Genomic DNA, 18,426 nt, shown 5'->3' on the forward strand with positions numbered 1-18,426 from the left:
TCCGCTCGGGAGGTCGAGGCACCGCGGCGGGAATCGCGCGTACAGCTCGGCGGCGAGTTGCCTGGCGCGCACGGACCGGTCGTTGTCGGCGAGCGCGCCGCGCAGCACCCAGTGCAGCTCGTCGGTGTCGAAGTAGATGGCCAACTCCCGCAACACGTCGGCCGGTTCGTCGGCGGTGTGGGCCATGTTGAGCAGGAAGCCGGGCGAGCCGAGCGCGTGCCGCAGCTGGCCCCGCTCGCGCCGGCGCGGATCGCCGGCGCCCTTCATGCCGGTGAGCCGGACGCAGACCGGTTCGACGGTTTCGGCGCGCACCAGGAGCACCAGCGAATCGGTGGCGGTCGCGAGCAGGTCGGCCAGCCGCCGGCGCTGCCAGGTCGCGGCTCGCCACGGTTCCTGCCACAGGGCGCGGATCGCGTGCCGGCCCAGGCCGATCCGCTCCGCGGCCACGATCCGGAAGCCGTGGTGCGACAACCAGTCGATAGCGGGCAGCAGCCGGCGCGCCACCACGGCGTCCGGCTTGAGCAGCAGCAGGCCGTGCGTCCGGCCGAACGCCGTCGGATCGACCCCGAGCCGGTCCAACTGCGCAACGCAGTCGTCCACGTAGACGTCGCTCATCGCAGGTAACCGATCGCCAGGCAGTAGTCCAGCAGCCGCCGCAGGTGCGCCACGCCGGTGAGCGCAGGCCGGCGGCGGTGGAAGGCCCGTGTCGCGCTGTCGTCGAAGGTGGTCCGGCGACGAAAGTACGGTTCGTACAGCCGGACGACCCGGTCGTGGTAGCGACGCTGCGTGGGCGGCAGCGTGTCCAGCCGGAAGACCTCGGGCGGAACGAACCGAGGCGCGCGGAGCGAGGGGTACTCGGCGAATACCTCCGAGCACTCCCGCAGCGTGACGGGGCGTCCGGCGATCGCCGGCAGGGTCTGCCCACGGACCTCGCCGAACCGGTGCGCGGCGTCCGTGACGAGGTCGGCGACGCGGTCGACCGCGACCAGATCGAGGCACGCGTCGTAGCGGCCTGGCAGCGTGCCGACCTTGCCCTCGGCGATCAGCCGGAGCATCACGTAGATGTTGCGGAAGACGCGGATCGCGCCGGTGGACTCCGTGCCGACCACGATGCTCGGCCGGATCACCACAACATCCAGCCCGCTGCCGTGGACCAGGCTCTCGGCGGCGGCCTTGCTGCGCTCGTAGCCGTTGGCGAAGGACCCATCGTGCTCGCCGCACACGTACGCGGTGCTGACATGCACGAACGGCATCTCGCCCCGACGCGCCAGCGCCAGCACGTGCGCCGTGCCACGGACGTTGACGGCGTCGTACACGCCGTCGTCGCGGCCGAACTCAGTCACGGCTGCGGCGTGCACGACGGTGCATCGGCCGCCGCAGAGTTGGTCGACCTGTCTCGGCGTCAGCCCGAGATCGGGTCGGGTGATGTCGACAGCCAGGCGCGTGAACGGTGTCGTCGACTGGTCGGCCACAGTCGTGCGGCGGTGCGTCATGGCGATGACGCCGTGCCCGGCGGCGGCGAGCCGGGCACAGACCTCGGCCCCGACCAGACCTGCCGCGCCGGTGACGATGACGTTCACGCCGTCCCCCTCGGGGCCAGCAGGTCCGCCGCGTCCTGGATGGGCAGGTCGGCGTCGAGGTGGGCGGCCAGCCGCAGCCAGTCGTGGCCGAGCTCGAGCGTGCGCTGCCATTCGGCGGCGGAGTCGAACGAGGACGGGAAGCCGGCCGCGCCGACGTACGCGCGCACCCGGGCAACGAGTCCGTCCAGCAAGCCGAGCGAGACCGGGGGCTGTTCCGCCCGCCGGGCCAGCGCCACCACCGAGCCGTCGACGAACGGCAACTCGGGCAGCAACCTGGTCAGCGCGTCGTCGGGCGGCAGCGGGTGGATCCCGGCGGCGCTGAACAGCCCGCGGCACACCACCTGCGCCATCCTTCGCGCAGCGAACTCGGCGACCTCGTCGCGGCCCGCAGCCAGCGCGCCGACGAGGTCCTCGCGGGCGTTCTCCGCAAGCACGTTCGACCACACCAGGTCCAGGCCGGCGGCGCAGAACCGGCCGGCCGGCAGCGGCACGAGCGTGACCGGGCCGATCGTCGTGCCGCCGAGCACCGACAGCGCCGGACAGGCCTGGCCGGGCGGCGGCGTGATCGGCCGGGTGGCCAGCCGGATGGCGTCTCCGTCGCGCCACGACAGCCCGACCAGGCCGAGGCGGACGAACAGCGCGAGCACACCGCGGTCGACGTCGCGGGCGGGCGGGCGGGCGAACACGATCGACCGCCACGCCCGGCCGGCGCGCTCGTCGAGCGCGAACACATCTGTGCCGTCGCGGATGACGTGCACGCGGTCGCCGATCGGCCAGGTGCCCACCCCAGGGATGCGGCGCAGCCGCACGCCGCCAGGCTCGGGCCGGCAGCCCGTGACGCCGAAGTCCTCGGCGAGGTCGAGGCAGTCCGCCATGCCGGTGACGCCCGCGCGGTAGCGGCGCACCAGGTCCTGAGGTGTGCCCGCCCGTGCCTCGATCCGATCGAGCTGAGCCGACAGCCACTTCGGTTCCACGTAGGTCTCGCCGCGGTGCGCCGCCCACGACTTCGCGCCGTACAGCAGGCTGTACCTCACCCAGTCGGCCGCCTCGTCGGGCTGCTCCAACTCCGCCATCGCCTGCGCGTACCGCAGCGCGTGGCGCGCGCGGTCAGCGAACCACATCGACACCTGCGTGGCGAACACGTCGGCCGGCAGCAACGCCCTGGCGCGGTGCAGCAGGGCCTCGCCCCGCAGCGGCACGGCTCCGAGCAGCCGTTGGCATCGGTCGAGGACATCCGCATCGGGCGCGACGAGCGCCGCGTCGAACTGCTCGGCCACCTGGCGCAGGGACCGCATGCGCACCTCGACCCGGCGGCCGCCGACGAACAGCACGGTCGGCATCGTCGGCTGGTCCTCGCCGTCGACGAGCACGAGGAAGTCGACGTCCGAGGTGGGAGTGCCGAACCCCTCGGCGATCGAGCCCTCCAGCGCGACCGCGCTGCCTGCGGGCACGTCGACCTCCGCCAGGGCCAATGCCAGCAACTGGTCGACATCGACGTCCGTGAGTCCTGCCGTCACGGCTCGAGCACCTCCACCAGCCCGGCGCCGCCGTCGACGCGCAGCCGTGCGCCGGCACGGACATTCGCGAGCAGGTCGCTGATCTGCACGACGGTCGGGATGCCGAGTTCGCGGGCGACGACGGCGACGTGCGTGAGCGGGCTGCCGCGTTCGACCAGCAGTGCGGAGGCAGCGGACAGGGCTGCGACCGAACCGGGATCGGTGTGATGGGCCAGCAGGATGCCGGCGCCGGCATGCACGGCCGTGCCCTCGACCACGCCGGGACTCGACGGCATGCCGCGCAGGATCCGTGACGGCGTTTCGGGCGTCGTGGTCCGCGTGCCCCATCCCGCGCGTTCGAGATTGCCGCGCCAGTACGGCACCCCGTGGGTCTCGAAGCGCATCGGTGCCGTGATGCCCTCGTCCCGGAGCCGCTGCTCGCGGCGCAGCCGCACGACCGGCTTGAGCTCGGTGTGCGCGATCGTCCCCTCGCAGCACCCACGGACCTCCTCCAACCGCAGCAGGAACACGTCGTGCCAATCGTCGAGTGCACCGAGCCTGGCCAGGTCCTTGCCGATGGCGCGCAGCATTCGCCGGGCAACGCCGAACGCTCGCGTCCGCCGCCAACGCAGCCGCTCCCGGTCTCTCATGCCGGCGGAGACCTTGCGCCGCACGACGTCGTAGACGATCCGGCGCGGTCCGGACAGGACCGTGTCGAGGTAGCCGTCAACATCACCGCGTGTGGCCTCCTCGGCCGCTGGCTCCTCCCGCAGCATTGCGAACAGCGCCGAGGGATCCTCGGTCAGGTCCGGCGTCTCCAGCTTCAGCTCGTCCACACCGCGGAATCCGAACCGCGCGATGTAGTCGTCGACCGCCGCGAGGAACTCCTGCCGCCCCTCGGCAGCCAGCCGCGCCTGCACCTGGCCGGCCGGCGTGTGTAGGACCAGCGTGACCAGCTCCGGATCCGCGTGCAGTTGGGCGGCCAGCCGGCGCAAGGCGGTCACCGGTTCGGCGGATTCCACCTCCGGCCCGGGCCCGGCGGCCGCCCAGAAGAACCAGTCGGGTGCGGCCGGCAACCACCGGCGGGTCAACAGGTGCAGCACACCGATCGACAGCAGCAGCGCGGCGTCCAGGACCATCATCGGGCCCCAGCGTTCGATGAGTTCCCGCTGTAGCAGCCGCAATCGGCGGTACACCCGGTCACACGACATGCCATCGTAGTCGGCGTGGGCGAATGCCGTTGCGGCGGCGTCGAATTCCCGACAGAACCGGCGCACCGAGCGCCCGATCGTCAGGAATCGCACGGCGAACGCGGCACCGGACACCAACGGCACCAGCGGCGACGACCGCCGGTAGGGACGCAGGCCGTCGGCGATCTCGTCGTCGAGCGGCGCCACGCCGAGGGACACCTCGAGCACCTTGCGGTTGAGCCGATAGGCCGGCACAAGCCGAACCATCCGGTACCAGTGCAGCAGGTTGTAGTAGACGCGGCCGTGGAAGTACCCGAGCATGGCCGGCAGCCAGTCCGCCAACTGTCGGCGCACGCTGTGCGGCAGCAGCAACGCACGCGCGTACTCCTGATACACGTGCGCGTACACGTCCGCGGCGAAGCTGTAGGTCAGCGGTGAGGTGAGGCCGCTGAAGCTCTCGATGATGTTGGCGTTGTCCCAGATCCGCAATTCGCCGTCGAGCGGCGTAGTGATCGGGCGGCACTGCACCAGCCACAGCCGGTCGCCCACGATCGCCCATTCCACGTCCTGCGGCGTGTCGAACGCGTCGCGGATGTCGCCCCCGATTCCCCACAGCGCGATGACTTCCTCGTCCGTCAGGCAGATGTCGCCGTCGCGCCGGGCGGCGCCGGTCGCCGCGTCGATGTGCACGGTGTCGGCCGGCGCGGTGGCCGACATGAGCGCGTCGCCAAGCCCGCGCGTCGCGCTGATCACATACTCGTGCCGGTTGCCGCTGACCGGTTCCGCGGTGAACAGCACGCCGCTCTTGTCGGCGTGCACCATCGCCTGCACGATCACAGCCAGTCCGACAGAAGTCGGGGCGAGGCCGTGGCGCATGCGGTAGCGCAGCGCCCGTTCGGAGAAGGCGGATGCCCAGCATTCGCGCATCCGTGCGCACACGTCCTGGAACCCGGTGACGTTGAGGAAAGTGTCGAACTGTCCCGCGAAGGAGAGGACGGGGCCGTCCTCGTCCGGGCTGGACGATCGCACGGCGAAGGTGTCGCCGCCGGCGTCCCGGCAGGCGCGTGCGATGGCGTCGCGGGCGTCGTCCGTCAATTCCGCCGTGGTGACAAGGAAACGGATTCGATCCGCGACCGCGCTGGCATTGTCGGAGGTGGTTTCGCGGAGCGCGGCGCCGATGGCGCCGGCGATGTGGCGGGCCGCGGCGAACCGCCGGAACACGTCCACGTCGACCACGCCCCAGGCGGGTACGGCAAATCCTTTACGCTGCAACAATTCCAGGTTGACAGCCTTGGCCCCGTGATGTTCGCGGGCCGTGGTGTGCTGCGCGGGCAAGCGTCCTCCATGCTGGCGGCGGCAACCGGGCGGAATGCCGAGCAGAGCGTTGTGCCCGGAAGAGGGCCGGAGACAGGGGCCGGCGACGACTCGTTCAAGCCTGGCGCACCCCCTCAGGCGGCGGTAGGGGAGCGCGCACAGAGATCGGACGCGGGACTTTGTGCCCTGACACAAAGACGACGATCCAAGGCTATCCTTCGAGGGTGACGTCCGTCAGAGGCCGGATCGTTGCTCCGGCCGTGCAACGCGTGGTCCAACTCGTCCGCGGGCGCGCCGACGAGCTCGTTCCCGAACTGGCCGGCCGGATATCCGAGCAGGAATCGGCATACCGGCCGGGTGTGCTGCTGACGGCGGAGGAAGTGGCGGCGATGTGCCGAGGGGCGCTCGCGAACGCCGCCTCGTTCCTGGCCGACGACAGCGCGTCCGCGCTCGCGGAGGTGCGGGCGGGCGCACGTCTGCGTGCCGACCAAGGAGTTCCGGTCACCGCGGCGCTGCACGCGCTGCGCATCGGTGGCCAGTTCGTGTCAACGGCGGTAATGGCCACGGAGACCCGGCAGACCGTGCTGGCGGATGCGTCCAGCCGGGTCTGGTCGGCGGTGGAGGCGTTGTCACAGGCGGTGACCGATGCGTACGACAGGCTCGAGCCGCACCGGATGCGACAGGACAGCCGGGCCCACGCCGAGGCGCTCGACGCGTTGTTCCACGGCGGGCCGGGGTGCGCGCCGGAGGTGGCCGCCGAACTGCGACTGCCGTTGGACGGGACGTTCGTTGTCGTCGCCGGCGAGAACGAGCGCGGCTGGCCGCCGCTGTGCGGCCTTGAGGACCGGTTGCTGACGCGTGGCGTCATGTCGGTGTGGCAGCGCAGCCACGCGGCCGAACACGGCGTGGTCGTGTTGGGCCCGCGGTTCGATCTGGGCCAGTTGTGCGCGGAGCTCGCCGATCGGGCCACCACGCGCATCGGCGTGAGCGAGATCTTCCACGATCTGGACGGCGCCCGGGCCGCCCTCGCCGAGGCGAGCGTCGCCCGGTCGGCGGGGCGGCCCGGCAGCACCGACGTGGTCCGACACGACCAGGCGTTGGTGCCGCTACTGATCGCCTCGGCGCCCGCCGCCGCGCGGCGTTTGGCGGGCGCCGTGCTCGGCCGGATCCTGTCGCTGGCGCACCGGGAGCGCGAGACGCTGCTCACGACCTTGCAGGCGTGGCTGGACAACGATGGTTCGCCCGCGGCGGCCGCCATGCTGTTGCACTGCCACCGCAACACGGTCGGCTACCGGCTGCGTCGGGTGGCGGAGCTGACGGACCGCAACCTGGGCAGGCCGGCCGATGTGACACAGCTGCAACTCGCCCTGGACATCGTCGAGGTGCTGGGGATGCGCGATCAGCTGAACTGAGTGTCCAAATAGGACTTCCGGGTCGCCGACGAGGCGAATCCGACCGTGCTGCCCAGCACACCACGGCCGGCAGGCTTCCCCGCTGTCGCTTGAACACCACAGTGCCGCACCCTGGCGCCAGACGCCGCCGCGAACGCGGCCCCGGCCGCCTTGCCCGCTGGCGAATACCCGCCGACGTCCACATCCGGCCTTCCGAGACCATCCATGCGAGCACCTGCGATGCGAGTCATCCACATGATCTCCAGATCGGTCGGCAACCCGGCAGCCACCCGCGGCGGCCCTGCGCGCAGGCAGTGAGCAGGAACTTGGCCAATCCCATTGTCCGCGCCCGGCCTCCCCGACCGGACACATTCGGCTTACCTGCGCCGCGGCCCGGGCATAAGCCCGTGGCGGCACCCGGTCTGGGGATCCTGCCCAGAAAGTGACCAGCCGGCACCAGTGGAGGCCGCACGCTGGTAGTGATGGACTGCATAGCGAACCGCGGTCATGCTCCTTTGTGGAACGTCCGTCGCCTGGTCTCGTCTCCGGCTGCGCCGAATGGTCTGATTCACCTCGGCCACCCGCCGTGGCGAGTTCGCCCTCGAACGAAGACGTCGTGTGGAGGGAGCACCAGCGTCCCTCCACCCGGCCAGGCACGGCAGGTGCTACGGGAACGGGTGCGGATGCGGGTTGACCTCTCCCGGCGGCAGCGGAGTGTCCCGGTAGCCGAGCGCGTGCGGGATCCGGTGCAGCCGGGGCAGACCGTGCACCCGCCGGAACTCGTGCCCGAAGGTCATCGGCAGGGTGCCGGGGATGATCACCTTGACGCAGCTGAACCCACCGACCCGGTGTTCCGGCGTCGTCTGATCCACGACGACGACGTCCAGCCCGGTGTCGAGGTAGCGCCCGACCAGGCCGATCAGGTCGCTGGTCAGGTCGAAGTTGTAGGCCGGCGGGCGGGCGCTGGCCATCTCCGCCAGCGTGCGCCGGCCCCTCGATGCGAACAGGAACTCGAAGCGGTCGAAGACCGCCGGGCTGGCGTACAGCAGCGAGTGGTCGGCCATCCGGTGGACCAGCGACGAGTCCTCGGCCATCCGCCGCGCCCGATCGGCGTTGTCGAGATAGGTCTGGTTGAGGCCGCTCATGACCGGCCCCAGCTCGAACAGGGCGTTGCGCAGCGCGTGTTCCGGATCCAGATGCGACCCGCCGGTGGACACCGTCCTGGCCACATCGCCACCACCCGGTGAGTTCACTGCCAGCAACCACACGCACGGGATCCGCTGCTCGACGGTGGTGTCGAAGGCGAGGATCCGCCACCCGGTCTCGTCCTCGATCCGCTGGCGCAGCAACGGTATCCGTCGGTCACGAGCCGAGTCCAGGTCGATGCGAGGCACCGCCAGCCGGGCGTACCAGGTCATCAGGAAGGCGTCGCGTTCGGCGACTTCCAGTATCCCGTGCAGGATGGCCTCCTCCAGGCAGCCGCCCAGCGCGCACCCGTTGGAGGTTTCGAACGCGATCCTCGGCTCGTGCGGCTTGGCCCGGTGGATGCCGTAGTACGCATAGCTCTCAGGCACCAGCACAGGGCGGCGGCGGGCGAAGGAATAGCCCCACACCCAGTCCAGTTCCAGATCGTCACCGAACCGGACGAACGGGAACGACGGCCCGTAGCGCTCCGGCGGGTACAGCCCGAGCGAGCGCGGGTCGACGGCATCCTCGCGGACCTGCGGGTACCGGGCGCGCACCGTGGTCCGCTTCCCTCCGGGCTGCATTCCGCCCCAGCGCTCGAGCGATTCGAGGACCGCGGTCAGTTCGCTGGTCTGGTAGCTGTCACTGCGCCCCCAGCTCCATTCCACGCCGTTCCCGCCGCCGCGCAGGCCCATCGGCGCCACCGCGATCGCGACCCCTGCCTCGTCACCCATGTCCACTGTCCGGATGAGACCCGTCTCGGCGTCGACGTACGTTCGGATCAGCTCGTCCCGCTCGGCGGCGACCGACCGCAGCCGGTAGGCGTCCGGCGCCGGCTTCGGTCGCGGAGACAGGGTGATCTCGGCTCGCTCCGCCGTGTCGTCGGGCAGGGAGCCGCACGCCGGGCACAGCGGATCGGGCAGGAACTTGTGCGTGGTGACGGTGATGTCCGCCAAGTGCACGTGCAGCACCGCGTTGTCGGTGCGCGGTGGGACGGAGCCATCGACCAGCCGCCGCACCTCCTCGACCACCAGGGCGGCGACAGCATGGCAGCCGAGAGCGGTGAGCCAGGAGGACGGGCGGCTCACGAAGGCGTCGGCGTTGCGCCCCCACACCGCGTCGAGTTCCGCCCCTCGCTGTCGAGCCCTGTTGCTGCGCAGGCCGGCGCAGCTCGCGCAGCCCGCCACGCCGGGGCGCGTCACGGGCCCGATCACCGCGTGCCCGAGCCTGGTGAAGACGGGAAGCCACGGAATTCCCGCCACGGCACAGGCGGTCTGGGCGCCGGTGTGGGCCCGGGTGTCCCAGGCGTCGCTGGCCAGCACGAGTCCTCGGCACCGGTCGAGTCCGTCGGCAGGGTCCTCGACGGCGACCGGCACGAGCTCGGCATTGTCGGCCAGGAGTCTCCTGATCACGGTGTGCAGCGCCCCGGAACCGCTGAGACCGATGCTCGCCCGAGGACTCATCGCAGCACCACCTGCACGGCGTAGGGCATGACCTCACTCATCTCGGGATCGTGGTCGAGTGGCACCGCAACCGGGATCCGGCCGCTGCTGCGCAGCGCCTCGACCATGATGCGCAGCTCGGTGTCCAGGCGTTGTCGGGCCGGCTCGTCACCGCGCAGCCGTGGCGGCAGCTGTGGCACCGGCGGCGGCGCGTAGGCGTTCTGGTCGTGCATGCGTGCCTGGCAGGCCAGCAGGACCTGTTCGAGGCCGTCGCGCAGCGCGTCGGTCACCCGGGCAGCGCTGGTGTAGCACACGCTCTCGGCGCCGAGGCAGAACGCGAACGTGGGCACACCGAGCGATCCGGTGGCGTCGTAGACCTTCACGGGTGCGTCGATCACCGCCAGCAGCCGACGGTAGCGCTGGCCGAGCTCGTCGAGGTCCGCGTACTGAGTGTCTACAACGGACAGTGGCTGCCGGCCGGCTCCTGCGAGTTCGGCGACGGTCAGGTCGAGGCAGCGCCCGGCGACGCCGGCGGTCACGGCCTCGGCCCAGTCGTACCCCGCGGTGGCCCCGGAGGACACAGCGGCGAGGGCCGACCGGGAACGCAGCGCGGGAAACACGGTTTCGGCGGGCACATCGCACGGTTCGCCGTCGGTCAACCGCGATCCCCACACCCGGCCCGCCAAGGAGCCTTCGGTGAGGGCGACGAGGTCCTCGGCGGGATCGTCCCCACCGGTCGGCTCATCGGAGCCGACCGGGGCCAGCAGCCGACGTGGATCGACGAACAGCGACCCGTGGACGGCGAACGCGCGCAACGCCGCGCGGTGACGGGCGGCGGCGAAGTTCGGACCGGCGGTGATCACCGGGACCGGTGCGCGCCGCTCGCCGAGCAGACCGACCGGGTCCGCGACGGTCACCTCGGACACGTGCAGCGGAAGCTGGGCGAAGTCCCGCTCGCCGATCGCACGGAACGGCCCCAGACGGTCGTCGACGAGCTCGGCGGCTCGGCGCGAGAACGTCTCCTCGTCCAGCCGCTGCCCGCGGCTGAGCCGGCTGACGGTGTGACGGAACTCGCCGGCCGTCTGTGGCCGCGCCGGACCTGCGAACGGATGCCGCACCACCCGGTGGTACGTCGTGCGCAGGGTCCGCAGGTCGAACCGAGCCAGCTGGGGACGGCCCTCGTCGGTGGCGGTGAGGCCGACCACCTCCCGGAACACGCGGTGGAACACATGGTCCGCCAGCACGGCGGCGGCGTCCGGCGTCGGCGACTCGGCGCTGTTCTCCCGCGCCGGCAGCGCAAGGCGCAACCGCGCGTCGTCCCAACCGACCTGTCCCGTCGACGGCAGCGACCCGATCCACGCTTCGGCGCCGGTCATGATCACCTGCACGAGCCGCGTGCCGCTCTGGTGGCAGATTCGTGTCAACAGCCGGGTCCTGGTGAGCGAGGCGCGGTCCGAGACATGCACGACCACGGCGGCTTCGGCGACCATTCGCTCGAATCGGTCCGGCTCGGGCTCGCCGACCAGCAGCCTGTCGACTCCCCGGCGGCGGGACCCTCCCAGCACGCCGGTGAGCTCGTCGAGGTCGGTCGCGCAGTCGTCCGTCGCCACCACCGTGACGTTGTCCATGCCCGACCGCGGCCCGGCGGCCGCGCATGCGACCAGGCTCCGACCGGCGCCGATCAACACCGTCGGGCAGTTGCGGTACTGGACGAACCGCACGACGGCAGTGTCGACGAAGTCGTCGATGAAATGCACCTCCGCCGCGTGCGGCGCGAGCACCTGGTCCGGAGGCAGGCCGCGCGCCGCGACGTCCTTGACAAGCCCGCGCTCGTGCAGGATGCGCACGACATCGCTGACGAAGGCGCCTCGGTCCACCGGCAGGTACGCGACGAGTTCGTCCAGGGACCGCTGCCCGTCGAGGAACGGGGCCAGCCGGTCGATCCACGCGGCGATGGTCTTGCCGGTCAGCGTGATCGGTCCCTTGTTGGTGAGCCAGTACACCCCGTCGGGGACCGGCGCGAAGTACGCGTCCCGTGCGAGTTGGGGTTTCATCAGGACCTGCCTTTCCGATCGGCGCCGGCGACGGTGGACGACGCCGGCCGCCTGCTGCCCAACGTGAACGCGCCGACACTCGCTTCGGTCATCGGGTCCAGGCCGGTCGCCTCGGCGAAGAAATCGTTGCCTCCCACCGCGATCGCGCAGGGAGCCAGCGCCATCGCGGTCGCGATGAGGTACATGTTCTGGTACAGCACACCGACGTGCTTGAGCATCAGGGCGTACCCCGTGCCCTCGTACTTCCACATCAACCGACCGAAGCGGGCAGTGACCACGAGCAGCACCTGCGGCATGCCGGACCACTTCAGCAGCGCCCGCAGCGGGGCCGGATGCGCCGACCCAAGAGTGAGCCGGTGGGAGTGGGCGTCGTAGTGGTAAAGCCCGGTGTGCAGCCCGGTCACCGATCGCACCACGGGATAGATCTCGAGTTCGTGCAGGCCGCCACCGGCCGGATAGGGCCGGTCGGAGACCTCCTGACCGCTGTACACGCCGACGCCGCGCACTCTCGCACAGCGAAAGAGGAACTCGCCGAGTTGGTCGAGCGTGAGCGGGTTGTCCTCGTCGCCTTCCCGCACCGAGCGGCGGTCCTCGATCACCGCCGTGAGCGTGGGGTCGGTCGCGCGCAGCCGGCCCAGGTCCGGTTTCGGCAGGGCGACGGTCGGCCCGTCGAAGGGCCTGTGCCGGCCGGGCAGCGGGTCGAATCGCCCCTTCGCCCAGTAGGTGCCGCCGGTACCGTCGATCTTGCTGCTGCGGTGGTGGAACCACAGTTCGTGCGCGCTCCACTGAGCCAGTCGCAGCTCGTCGGTCTCGGCGTCCGACTGGTCCGTGAGGAAGCCCTCACGCCAGAGGTCCACGACCAGCCGTCGGCCGACGTCCGCGGAGAGCTGGCCGGGGGCGTCGCCCCGGGACACCGGTGTCAACGACGCGGCCACGAATTCCAGCACTCGGGGATCGTGGACGTGCACGTCGCACGTGGCCACGGCCGACTCGACGAGCATCTCCGCGCCGTCGCGGCGCAGCACGGCGAAGCGGGACAGCATGACGCGGGCCGGCACCGCATCGTGCCCGGCGCCGTGACGCCGACGGCGTGGCCGCAATGTGTACAGCGGCAGGTTGTCGTTGCCCCAGACCGTGGTCGTGAGCCAACCTCCTGACCGCAACCGTTCCAGCAGCCGCGTGGTGAGCCCGTCGCCCAGCAGGTCGTCCACGGTGCAGGCGTTCGCCAGCCGGCGCAGCGTCGTGAGCTGTTCCGCGGTCAGCCGTCCCAGCGACTCGCTGCGCGGGCGGGCGACGAGGAACACCTCGCCGCCTTCGCCCATGGCGCAGTGCACGCCGGGGAGCAGCCGCACGGTCTCGGACACCGCCATGTGAGGGGGATCGTCGATCACGACGTACCACGCAGAACGAGCTCACGGGGGTCGGCCGGATCCCCCGGCGCCGGGAAGGCGACTTCGGCGGCGGGCCGCCCGAAGAGATCCTCCGCCGCGTTGGCCGCGAGATGACACAGCAGCAAGCGCTCGGCCGGCGACAGGCCGAGCCTCGTCAGGTGCAGGTAGGTGTAGTTGAGCATCAGTCGGTATTTGGCGAACCAGACCGGGTCCACCACCACGTCCTTGCGAGCCCGGTGCAGCGGACTGCGGCGCAGGCGCTCAGCGTACTCCGCGCTGTCCGGGCGTGGGCCAGGCGCCAACCTGAGCATGTGGGACTCGATGAGCTCCGACCCGCGTCGCCAGTACGGTGTCATCACCTCCACCCACGGCCGGACGAACGGCAGACACGGCCCGGCGGCGTCGACGGTGGCGAGCACCGCCTGAACCCTGCCGGTCAGCGCGTCCATGTGCTGCTCGTAGTGCCGCTCCCAGGCGGGGCGCAGCCCCACGCCCTCGGGCATCCACGACAGGAAAGCCTCGGCGTGTGAACGGAACGACACGAACCCCCGCGCGAATCCGACCCCGGACAGGGCGTGCGCGGTGGCCACCATCAGGTCGAAGCCCAGTCGCAGCAGTTGCCTGCCGCCGCGCACGGCCTCGGTCATGTCGAAGGCGAGCGGCGTGGTGTCGACGTAGAAGTCGGCGAGCAGGTCTGCCGCGGCGGCGGTGCCGAGCACGTGCAGCCGCTGATCGTAGTCCGCCTCGTGAATGGAGTTGTCCGGCCGCAGCGGCAGCAGTTCGCCACGCTCCTGTTCCAACTCGGCCAGTCGTGTGTGCTGGACGTGCAGCTGCTGCGGGTCGATGACCGCCGTGGACGGTCGGCCGCGGAGATACCCGCCCACCACCTCACGCACCGTCGGAAGCACTAGCTCGTCGTGGACTTGTTGGTCGGCCTCGAAATTGAGCCGCAGATGCGGTCCCTTCAGCCAATGCGGCACGTAGTAGGTCCGTACGCCGGGGGCCAGCCCCCGCAACAGCGGCCGCACCGCGTCCAGAAGGAGGTCGGTCTTGTCGTCGTCGTAGTAGTAGACGTGCACGCTGCGCCACCGCACGGCTCAGCTCTCCTTGGTCAGGTCGTGAACGGTCCGGCCGGCCAGGTACCGCAGCGCGCTTTCGCTGCCGATCGAGAGGCCGATCCGGTTGCACATCAGATGTGCGCATTGGTCGAGCACCCGCAGCACCGCGGCCTGGGTGTCGACGGCCGCAGCGCGGTTCGGCCGCCGCGACACGAACCTGCCGAGCGCGATCTCGTCCGTGACCACGTCCCGGGCCTGCGTCACCGACCGTGCCCACAGGGTGTTCGTGCCCTTGTGCGGCAACAGGTGCAGCACCGTGGTCGCGGCCCGCATCCGATCGGCGATCGCCTGCAGCCGCTCGCACTGCCGGCGGTAGCGCTCCTCCATCTCGCCCGCGGCGTGCTCGTCCCATCCCGGCAGCAGCGTCCGGGCACCCGCGGAGGACAGACCCAGATATGCCCGCAGCTCGGCCGCCGACGGCACGCACAGGAACCACGTCAGCAGGATCAGGCAGAACGCGAGCGTTGCTCGCTGATCGGGTGTCGGCCGCGCGGCCAGCATCTCCAGCGCGATCTGGCTAGACTCGCCGAAATGCCGTTCGATGGCCAGGATGGACTTCCCGTCGCCGAACCGGTGACCCTCCCGCACGTACGGGATGAACACCACTGAGTTGTTCGGGTACATGCGGGGCAATGGCGTCGTCGCCTCGAACTGCGCCATCTGCGCGGCGACGCGGGCGTACTCCTGCTCGTCGAGGCGGTCCGGCGCCGGGCGCCGTCGCAGGTACTCCTCGCAGCGTCGCTCGACGAGCTCCCGCACCTCGATGCCGGACCGGCCCCGCGCGGGGCGGACACGCAACCGGATGTGCGGACCGCCGTCCCAGTAGCGCAGGAAGAAGAACTGTCTCGCCAGCCTCCGCCGCGTCAGTTCCTTGGTCAGCGGGGAGATCAGCTCCCCGACCAGAACGTCCAGATCTCCGTGGTAGAACACATGGGCGCTGACCCAGTCATGCCCGCTCACTCACACCTCACTCGCGGACAACTCAATGATGAACTCCGTCACGCGCGGGTCGGCGGGATCGAGCCCGCACCCGCCTTCGGGTGGCGGCAACGCCTCCTCGAAGATCACCAGCCCGCTGCGGTCCTTCAGCATGTGCTCGAAGGCCGCGCCGAGGAAGAAGTTCGCGAAGTCCACGAACATCGGCTTGCGTGCCTTGGAGAAGAACTGCTTGCGCCACTCCGAGTCGGGATCCATGACGCGCACATAGCAGCGTTGCGGGATGCCGGACGCGCGCAGCCAGCCGACCATGCGGACCAGGTAGCCCGCGTCGTCCTCGCCGGCGGCCCGGGCCGGCACCTCGGCAAGGGGGACGAACCAGCGGGCCCGCTGGAGGGTGACCCGGCCGATCTCGACCCTGGGGAGATGGCGGGGTCTGACGCCCGCCCTGTCGTCACCGAGCGGATATACGGTCGCGAAGGCGGAGTGCACCAGGTGCGACGGTCCGAACGCCGACAACAGCAGGCGGGCGGCCGGGGGCAGCAGCGTGTCCCCGAGCATGCCCAGGTGGGCCGGCAGCACGTGGACGCCGAGCCGGTCGGAGCGCAGCCGGAGCAGGTCGGCCTCGGCGTCGTGCACCACAGTGAGGTCGGACAACGGGATCCGTTCGCCGGCCGGCCGGCCGCTCGTGGTGAACGGGTAGTCGATCTCATAGGGGGCGAGCGGCGCGCGCAGGTTGACCGAGTAGTCGAAGACGCCGGACATCTCGACGACCACCGGATCCATGCCCCGCATCCGCGACGGCGCAGGGACTTGCTGTGCTGGGGCAGGCTGCGCCGCGCCCGCCTGGGCGGCCAGCCGCAGCCATCGACTGCGGCCACGCCCGAAGCCGCCGCCCACCATGTTGACCGCGAGCCTCAGGTCGTCGCCGGTCAGGTACGGCTGCACGTAGCAGGCGACCGAGCCCGGCGCGCCTACCCACGACGGCCAACTGTCGACGAGCCTCGCCAGACCGTCCGGCGCGACCCGGGCCACGCCCGTGTCGTCCGTCGCCGACAGGATGAAGTCGAGGGACCGCACCCGAAGCCGGTACAGTTCCGCGATGCGAGGCACCCCGGACCGTTCCAGGTACGAGGGCGGTGGCGGTGTGCTGAGCTGGATGAGCGGACGCACCGCGACCAGCCACGGCTCGCACTCGTCGTCCGGACGGCGGAGATCTTCCTGGATCGCCTGGTGCAGAACGAGGAACGGCACCCTGGCGCCCGGGCCGAACCGCCGGCCGACGTAGCTGGCCATGGACAGCCGGGTCGGCAGCAGCCAGTCGTGCAACGCTAACCAGCGCCGCACGACATCCAGGTCGTCCAACGCCGGCCGCCACCGTGGCAGGGCACACTCCAGCCGAGCGTGCGGGAACATCGACGTCTCGTGGGCCACGGCCTTGCGCATCCGCTCGATCGTCGTTGACGGCAGGTCGAGGCGAGCCGCGAGCGCGCTCACCTGCTCCGGGAGCACGTCCCGTGTGGTCGGGGAGGCGTCCAAGGCGAACGGGCGGCCCAACTCGGCCCGCAACTGGTCGATCAGGTCGATCACCTCCGGGCCGGCGGTGTCGCCGGCACCCGTCGACCGCAGCCAAGCGAGCAGTTCCGCCAATGGCCGCTCGGACTGGTCGAGGACCGGGAGCCGGCGTTCGAGCAGACCGATCTCCACCAGCAGGTCGAGGAACGGGCGCAGTTGAGCCAGGTCGGCACCGGTCCGCGCGGCCAGCAGCGCACACAGCTCGGCCACCGTCCGGTGGTCGCCCTCGTGCCGTGCGACCCGCAGGCACTCGGCGAGCGCAGGCGACATCGGCACCCTGATGATCGACTCGTCCGGGCGGGGCCCGATGAAGCTCACGGAGTCCTCGGCGACGAGCGCGCTCGGGTTGAGGCGGACGGGCAGGCCGGCCCCGAGGGCAGGCCGGCCGACCAACTCGCGGACCAGTCGTCCCAGCACCCCGCGGTCGAGTTCGAGCACCCCTTGCACCGCCAGGTCCCCGGTGAATCCGACCGCGGGCCCCTGATCGGTCCAGCCGCCGAGCACGCTCGTGGTGAACGTGCTGTAGGGACTGGTCTTGGCCGCCGCCCTGGACAGGTATCGCGCCACCCCCACGAGGGTGCGTCGCCGCAGCCTGCGTCCGTCGTCGGCGAGCCACTTGTGCATCTCCGCGAACAACGCCGGGCTGGCCCTGCGCAACCCGTTCTGGAACAGCGGGTGCGCGCAGGCGCGGCGCAGCGGCTCCTCCTTGCGCTCGACCTCGTCGGCAAGCGCTTGCGGCAGCCGCGCGCGGCACCGGTCCCGATCCCGCAGCAGGGCCAACCAGCGCTCGACGTCCACGGCGAGGTCGGTCGGCAGCGCCGCAGCGACCTGCTCGTTCCACTCGCCCTTGCGCGGCGCCCGCACCTGATGGATCGCCCGGCGCAACGCCACGACCCGCGGCTTGACGGGGGACTCCGACAGGTTCCCGATGGCGTCGAACAGCGCCTGCTCGAGCGCCTCGGCCGCAACGGCCAGCCCTCGGTCGATGTCGATGATCTTGTCAAGCAGGTCCCATGACTCCTCCAGGCGCAGTTCCCGGAGCACCGAGGCCGGCAGTCCCGTGACACGGGCGACAAGCGGAGTCTCCAGCCGGTACCCCCTCAGCGCCTGGACCCTTCCGTTCAGCGGACCCGCGGCCAGCACCACGGCTGTGTTCCTCCATCTCCTGATGACACTGATATCCGGGGGAGCCGCGGGGCCGACGACGCGCCATGGCCGTCGACCCCGCGGGTCTAGTGAGCGGTCTTAGCGACTAGTCGTCACCAGTGGCCGTGGCCGCCGTGGCCACCGCCCCAGCCGCCGTCCCAGCCGCCGTCCCCGCAGCTGCAGCTACCGCCACCGCAGCTGCAGCTACCCGAGCAGTGCGACGAGCTGGACGCTTCGTTCTCGGCCATACCGTGACCGGCCGTCAGCGACTCGACGGTCAGGCCACGGTCCGTCAGCTTGAAGACATCCATCGACAGGTCACCGAGGGCGTACTGAACCTTTTCCGTTACCATTGAGAATCACTCCTCCCTTTCCCGGTTTCAACTGAACAATCCATCAACGTCCACCCAGAACAGGTCCACCAACAATTAAAGGCACCCTATCGGGCACACCTCTCGTCCGACAACACCGCAAATCGGCTGTCGCCCCAACCATCCATCCCAAGCTAATGAACGGCGACACGACGCCGATCGGGGAATGCGAGGCGGTCAAGACAAGGGCGTAACACCTTTCGTTTGACCACTGAGCGAACGAGTTCGACTGTAACG

At 70.8% G+C, this 18,426-nt stretch carries 12 protein-coding genes; 1 reads left to right on the plus strand and 11 read right to left on the minus strand.

Annotated elements, in window-relative coordinates; all coding sequences use genetic code 11:
* The 4 genes from KUTG_RS20070 to KUTG_RS20085 form a co-directional block, all read right to left on the minus strand.
* Positions 1-615, minus strand: a 615-nt coding sequence (locus KUTG_RS20070; protein WP_043730010.1) for a nucleoside-diphosphate kinase, incomplete at its 3' end; no start/stop codon positions are given.
* Entirely contained in the window at positions 612-1,580 is a 969-nt protein-coding gene (locus KUTG_RS20075) for an SDR family oxidoreductase (RefSeq protein WP_052395029.1), read from the minus strand. The genes KUTG_RS20070 and KUTG_RS20075, both read right to left, overlap by 4 nt.
* Positions 1,577-3,097 carry a nucleotidyltransferase domain-containing protein gene (locus tag KUTG_RS58740; protein ID WP_043718781.1) on the minus strand — a complete coding sequence of 507 codons (1,521 nt, stop codon included), beginning with the start codon at positions 3,095-3,097 and terminating at the stop codon, positions 1,577-1,579. The genes KUTG_RS20075 and KUTG_RS58740 overlap by 4 nt, the downstream gene beginning before the upstream one ends.
* Positions 3,094-5,601, minus strand: a complete 2,508-nt coding sequence (locus KUTG_RS20085; RefSeq protein ID WP_052395031.1) for a PEP/pyruvate-binding domain-containing protein — start codon at positions 5,599-5,601, stop codon at positions 3,094-3,096. Before KUTG_RS20085 ends, KUTG_RS58740 begins: the two co-directional genes overlap by 4 nt.
* A gap of 203 nt (positions 5,602-5,804) precedes the next feature.
* Here KUTG_RS20085 and KUTG_RS20090 point away from each other — a divergent pair, with 203 nt between their 5' ends.
* Positions 5,805-6,992: a PucR family transcriptional regulator gene (locus tag KUTG_RS20090; protein ID WP_157494660.1), complete on the plus strand. Its 1,188-nt coding sequence runs from the start codon at positions 5,805-5,807 to the stop codon at positions 6,990-6,992.
* Between the two features lie 644 nt (positions 6,993-7,636).
* Here the strand turns inward: KUTG_RS20090 and KUTG_RS20095 are convergent.
* From KUTG_RS20095 to KUTG_RS66330, 7 genes are all read right to left on the minus strand, one after another.
* Entirely contained in the window at positions 7,637-9,619 is a 1,983-nt protein-coding gene (locus KUTG_RS20095; protein ID WP_043718784.1) for a TOMM precursor leader peptide-binding protein, read from the minus strand.
* Entirely contained in the window at positions 9,616-11,652 is a 2,037-nt protein-coding gene (locus KUTG_RS20100; protein ID WP_043718786.1) for a YcaO-like family protein, read from the minus strand. Before KUTG_RS20100 ends, KUTG_RS20095 begins: the two co-directional genes overlap by 4 nt.
* Positions 11,652-13,022, minus strand: a complete 1,371-nt coding sequence (locus KUTG_RS20105) for a SagB/ThcOx family dehydrogenase (protein WP_052395033.1) — start codon at positions 13,020-13,022, stop codon at positions 11,652-11,654. Before KUTG_RS20105 ends, KUTG_RS20100 begins: the two co-directional genes overlap by 1 nt.
* 17 nt (positions 13,023-13,039) lie before the next feature.
* The gene (locus KUTG_RS20110) at positions 13,040-14,137 is read right to left on the minus strand and encodes a thiopeptide maturation pyridine synthase (protein ID WP_052395034.1); all 1,098 of its coding nucleotides are present in this window, start codon (positions 14,135-14,137) and stop codon (positions 13,040-13,042) included.
* Between the two features lie 3 nt (positions 14,138-14,140).
* The gene (locus tag KUTG_RS20115; protein ID WP_043718787.1) at positions 14,141-15,121 is read right to left on the minus strand and encodes a lantibiotic dehydratase C-terminal domain-containing protein; all 981 of its coding nucleotides are present in this window, start codon (positions 15,119-15,121) and stop codon (positions 14,141-14,143) included.
* Complete coding sequence (locus KUTG_RS20120; RefSeq protein WP_052395035.1) at positions 15,122-17,818, minus strand: lantibiotic dehydratase; 2,697 nt, start codon at positions 17,816-17,818, stop codon at positions 15,122-15,124.
* Positions 17,819-17,931: 113 nt separating this feature from the next.
* Positions 17,932-18,171: a thiomuracin/GE37468 family thiazolyl RiPP peptide gene (locus KUTG_RS66330; RefSeq protein WP_043718792.1), complete on the minus strand. Its 240-nt coding sequence runs from the start codon at positions 18,169-18,171 to the stop codon at positions 17,932-17,934.
* Positions 18,172-18,426: the final 255 nt, after the last annotated feature.

It is taken from the genome of Kutzneria sp. 744, from assembly GCF_000568255.1.
Lineage (GTDB): Bacteria > Actinomycetota > Actinomycetes > Mycobacteriales > Pseudonocardiaceae > Kutzneria.

What these genes read in the sequence shown, in the direction of transcription:
- KUTG_RS66330 (WP_043718792.1), bottom strand. Translation starts at nt 18,171, where the DNA reads ATGGTAACGGAAAAGGTTCAGTACGCCCTCGGTGACCTGTCGATGGAT.
- KUTG_RS20105 (WP_052395033.1), bottom strand. Translation starts at nt 13,022, where the DNA reads ATGGCGGTGTCCGAGACCGTGCGGCTGCTCCCCGGCGTGCACTGCGCC.
- KUTG_RS20095 (WP_043718784.1), bottom strand. Translation starts at nt 9,619, where the DNA reads ATGAGTCCTCGGGCGAGCATCGGTCTCAGCGGTTCCGGGGCGCTGCAC.
- KUTG_RS20100 (WP_043718786.1), bottom strand. Translation starts at nt 11,652, where the DNA reads ATGAAACCCCAACTCGCACGGGACGCGTACTTCGCGCCGGTCCCCGAC.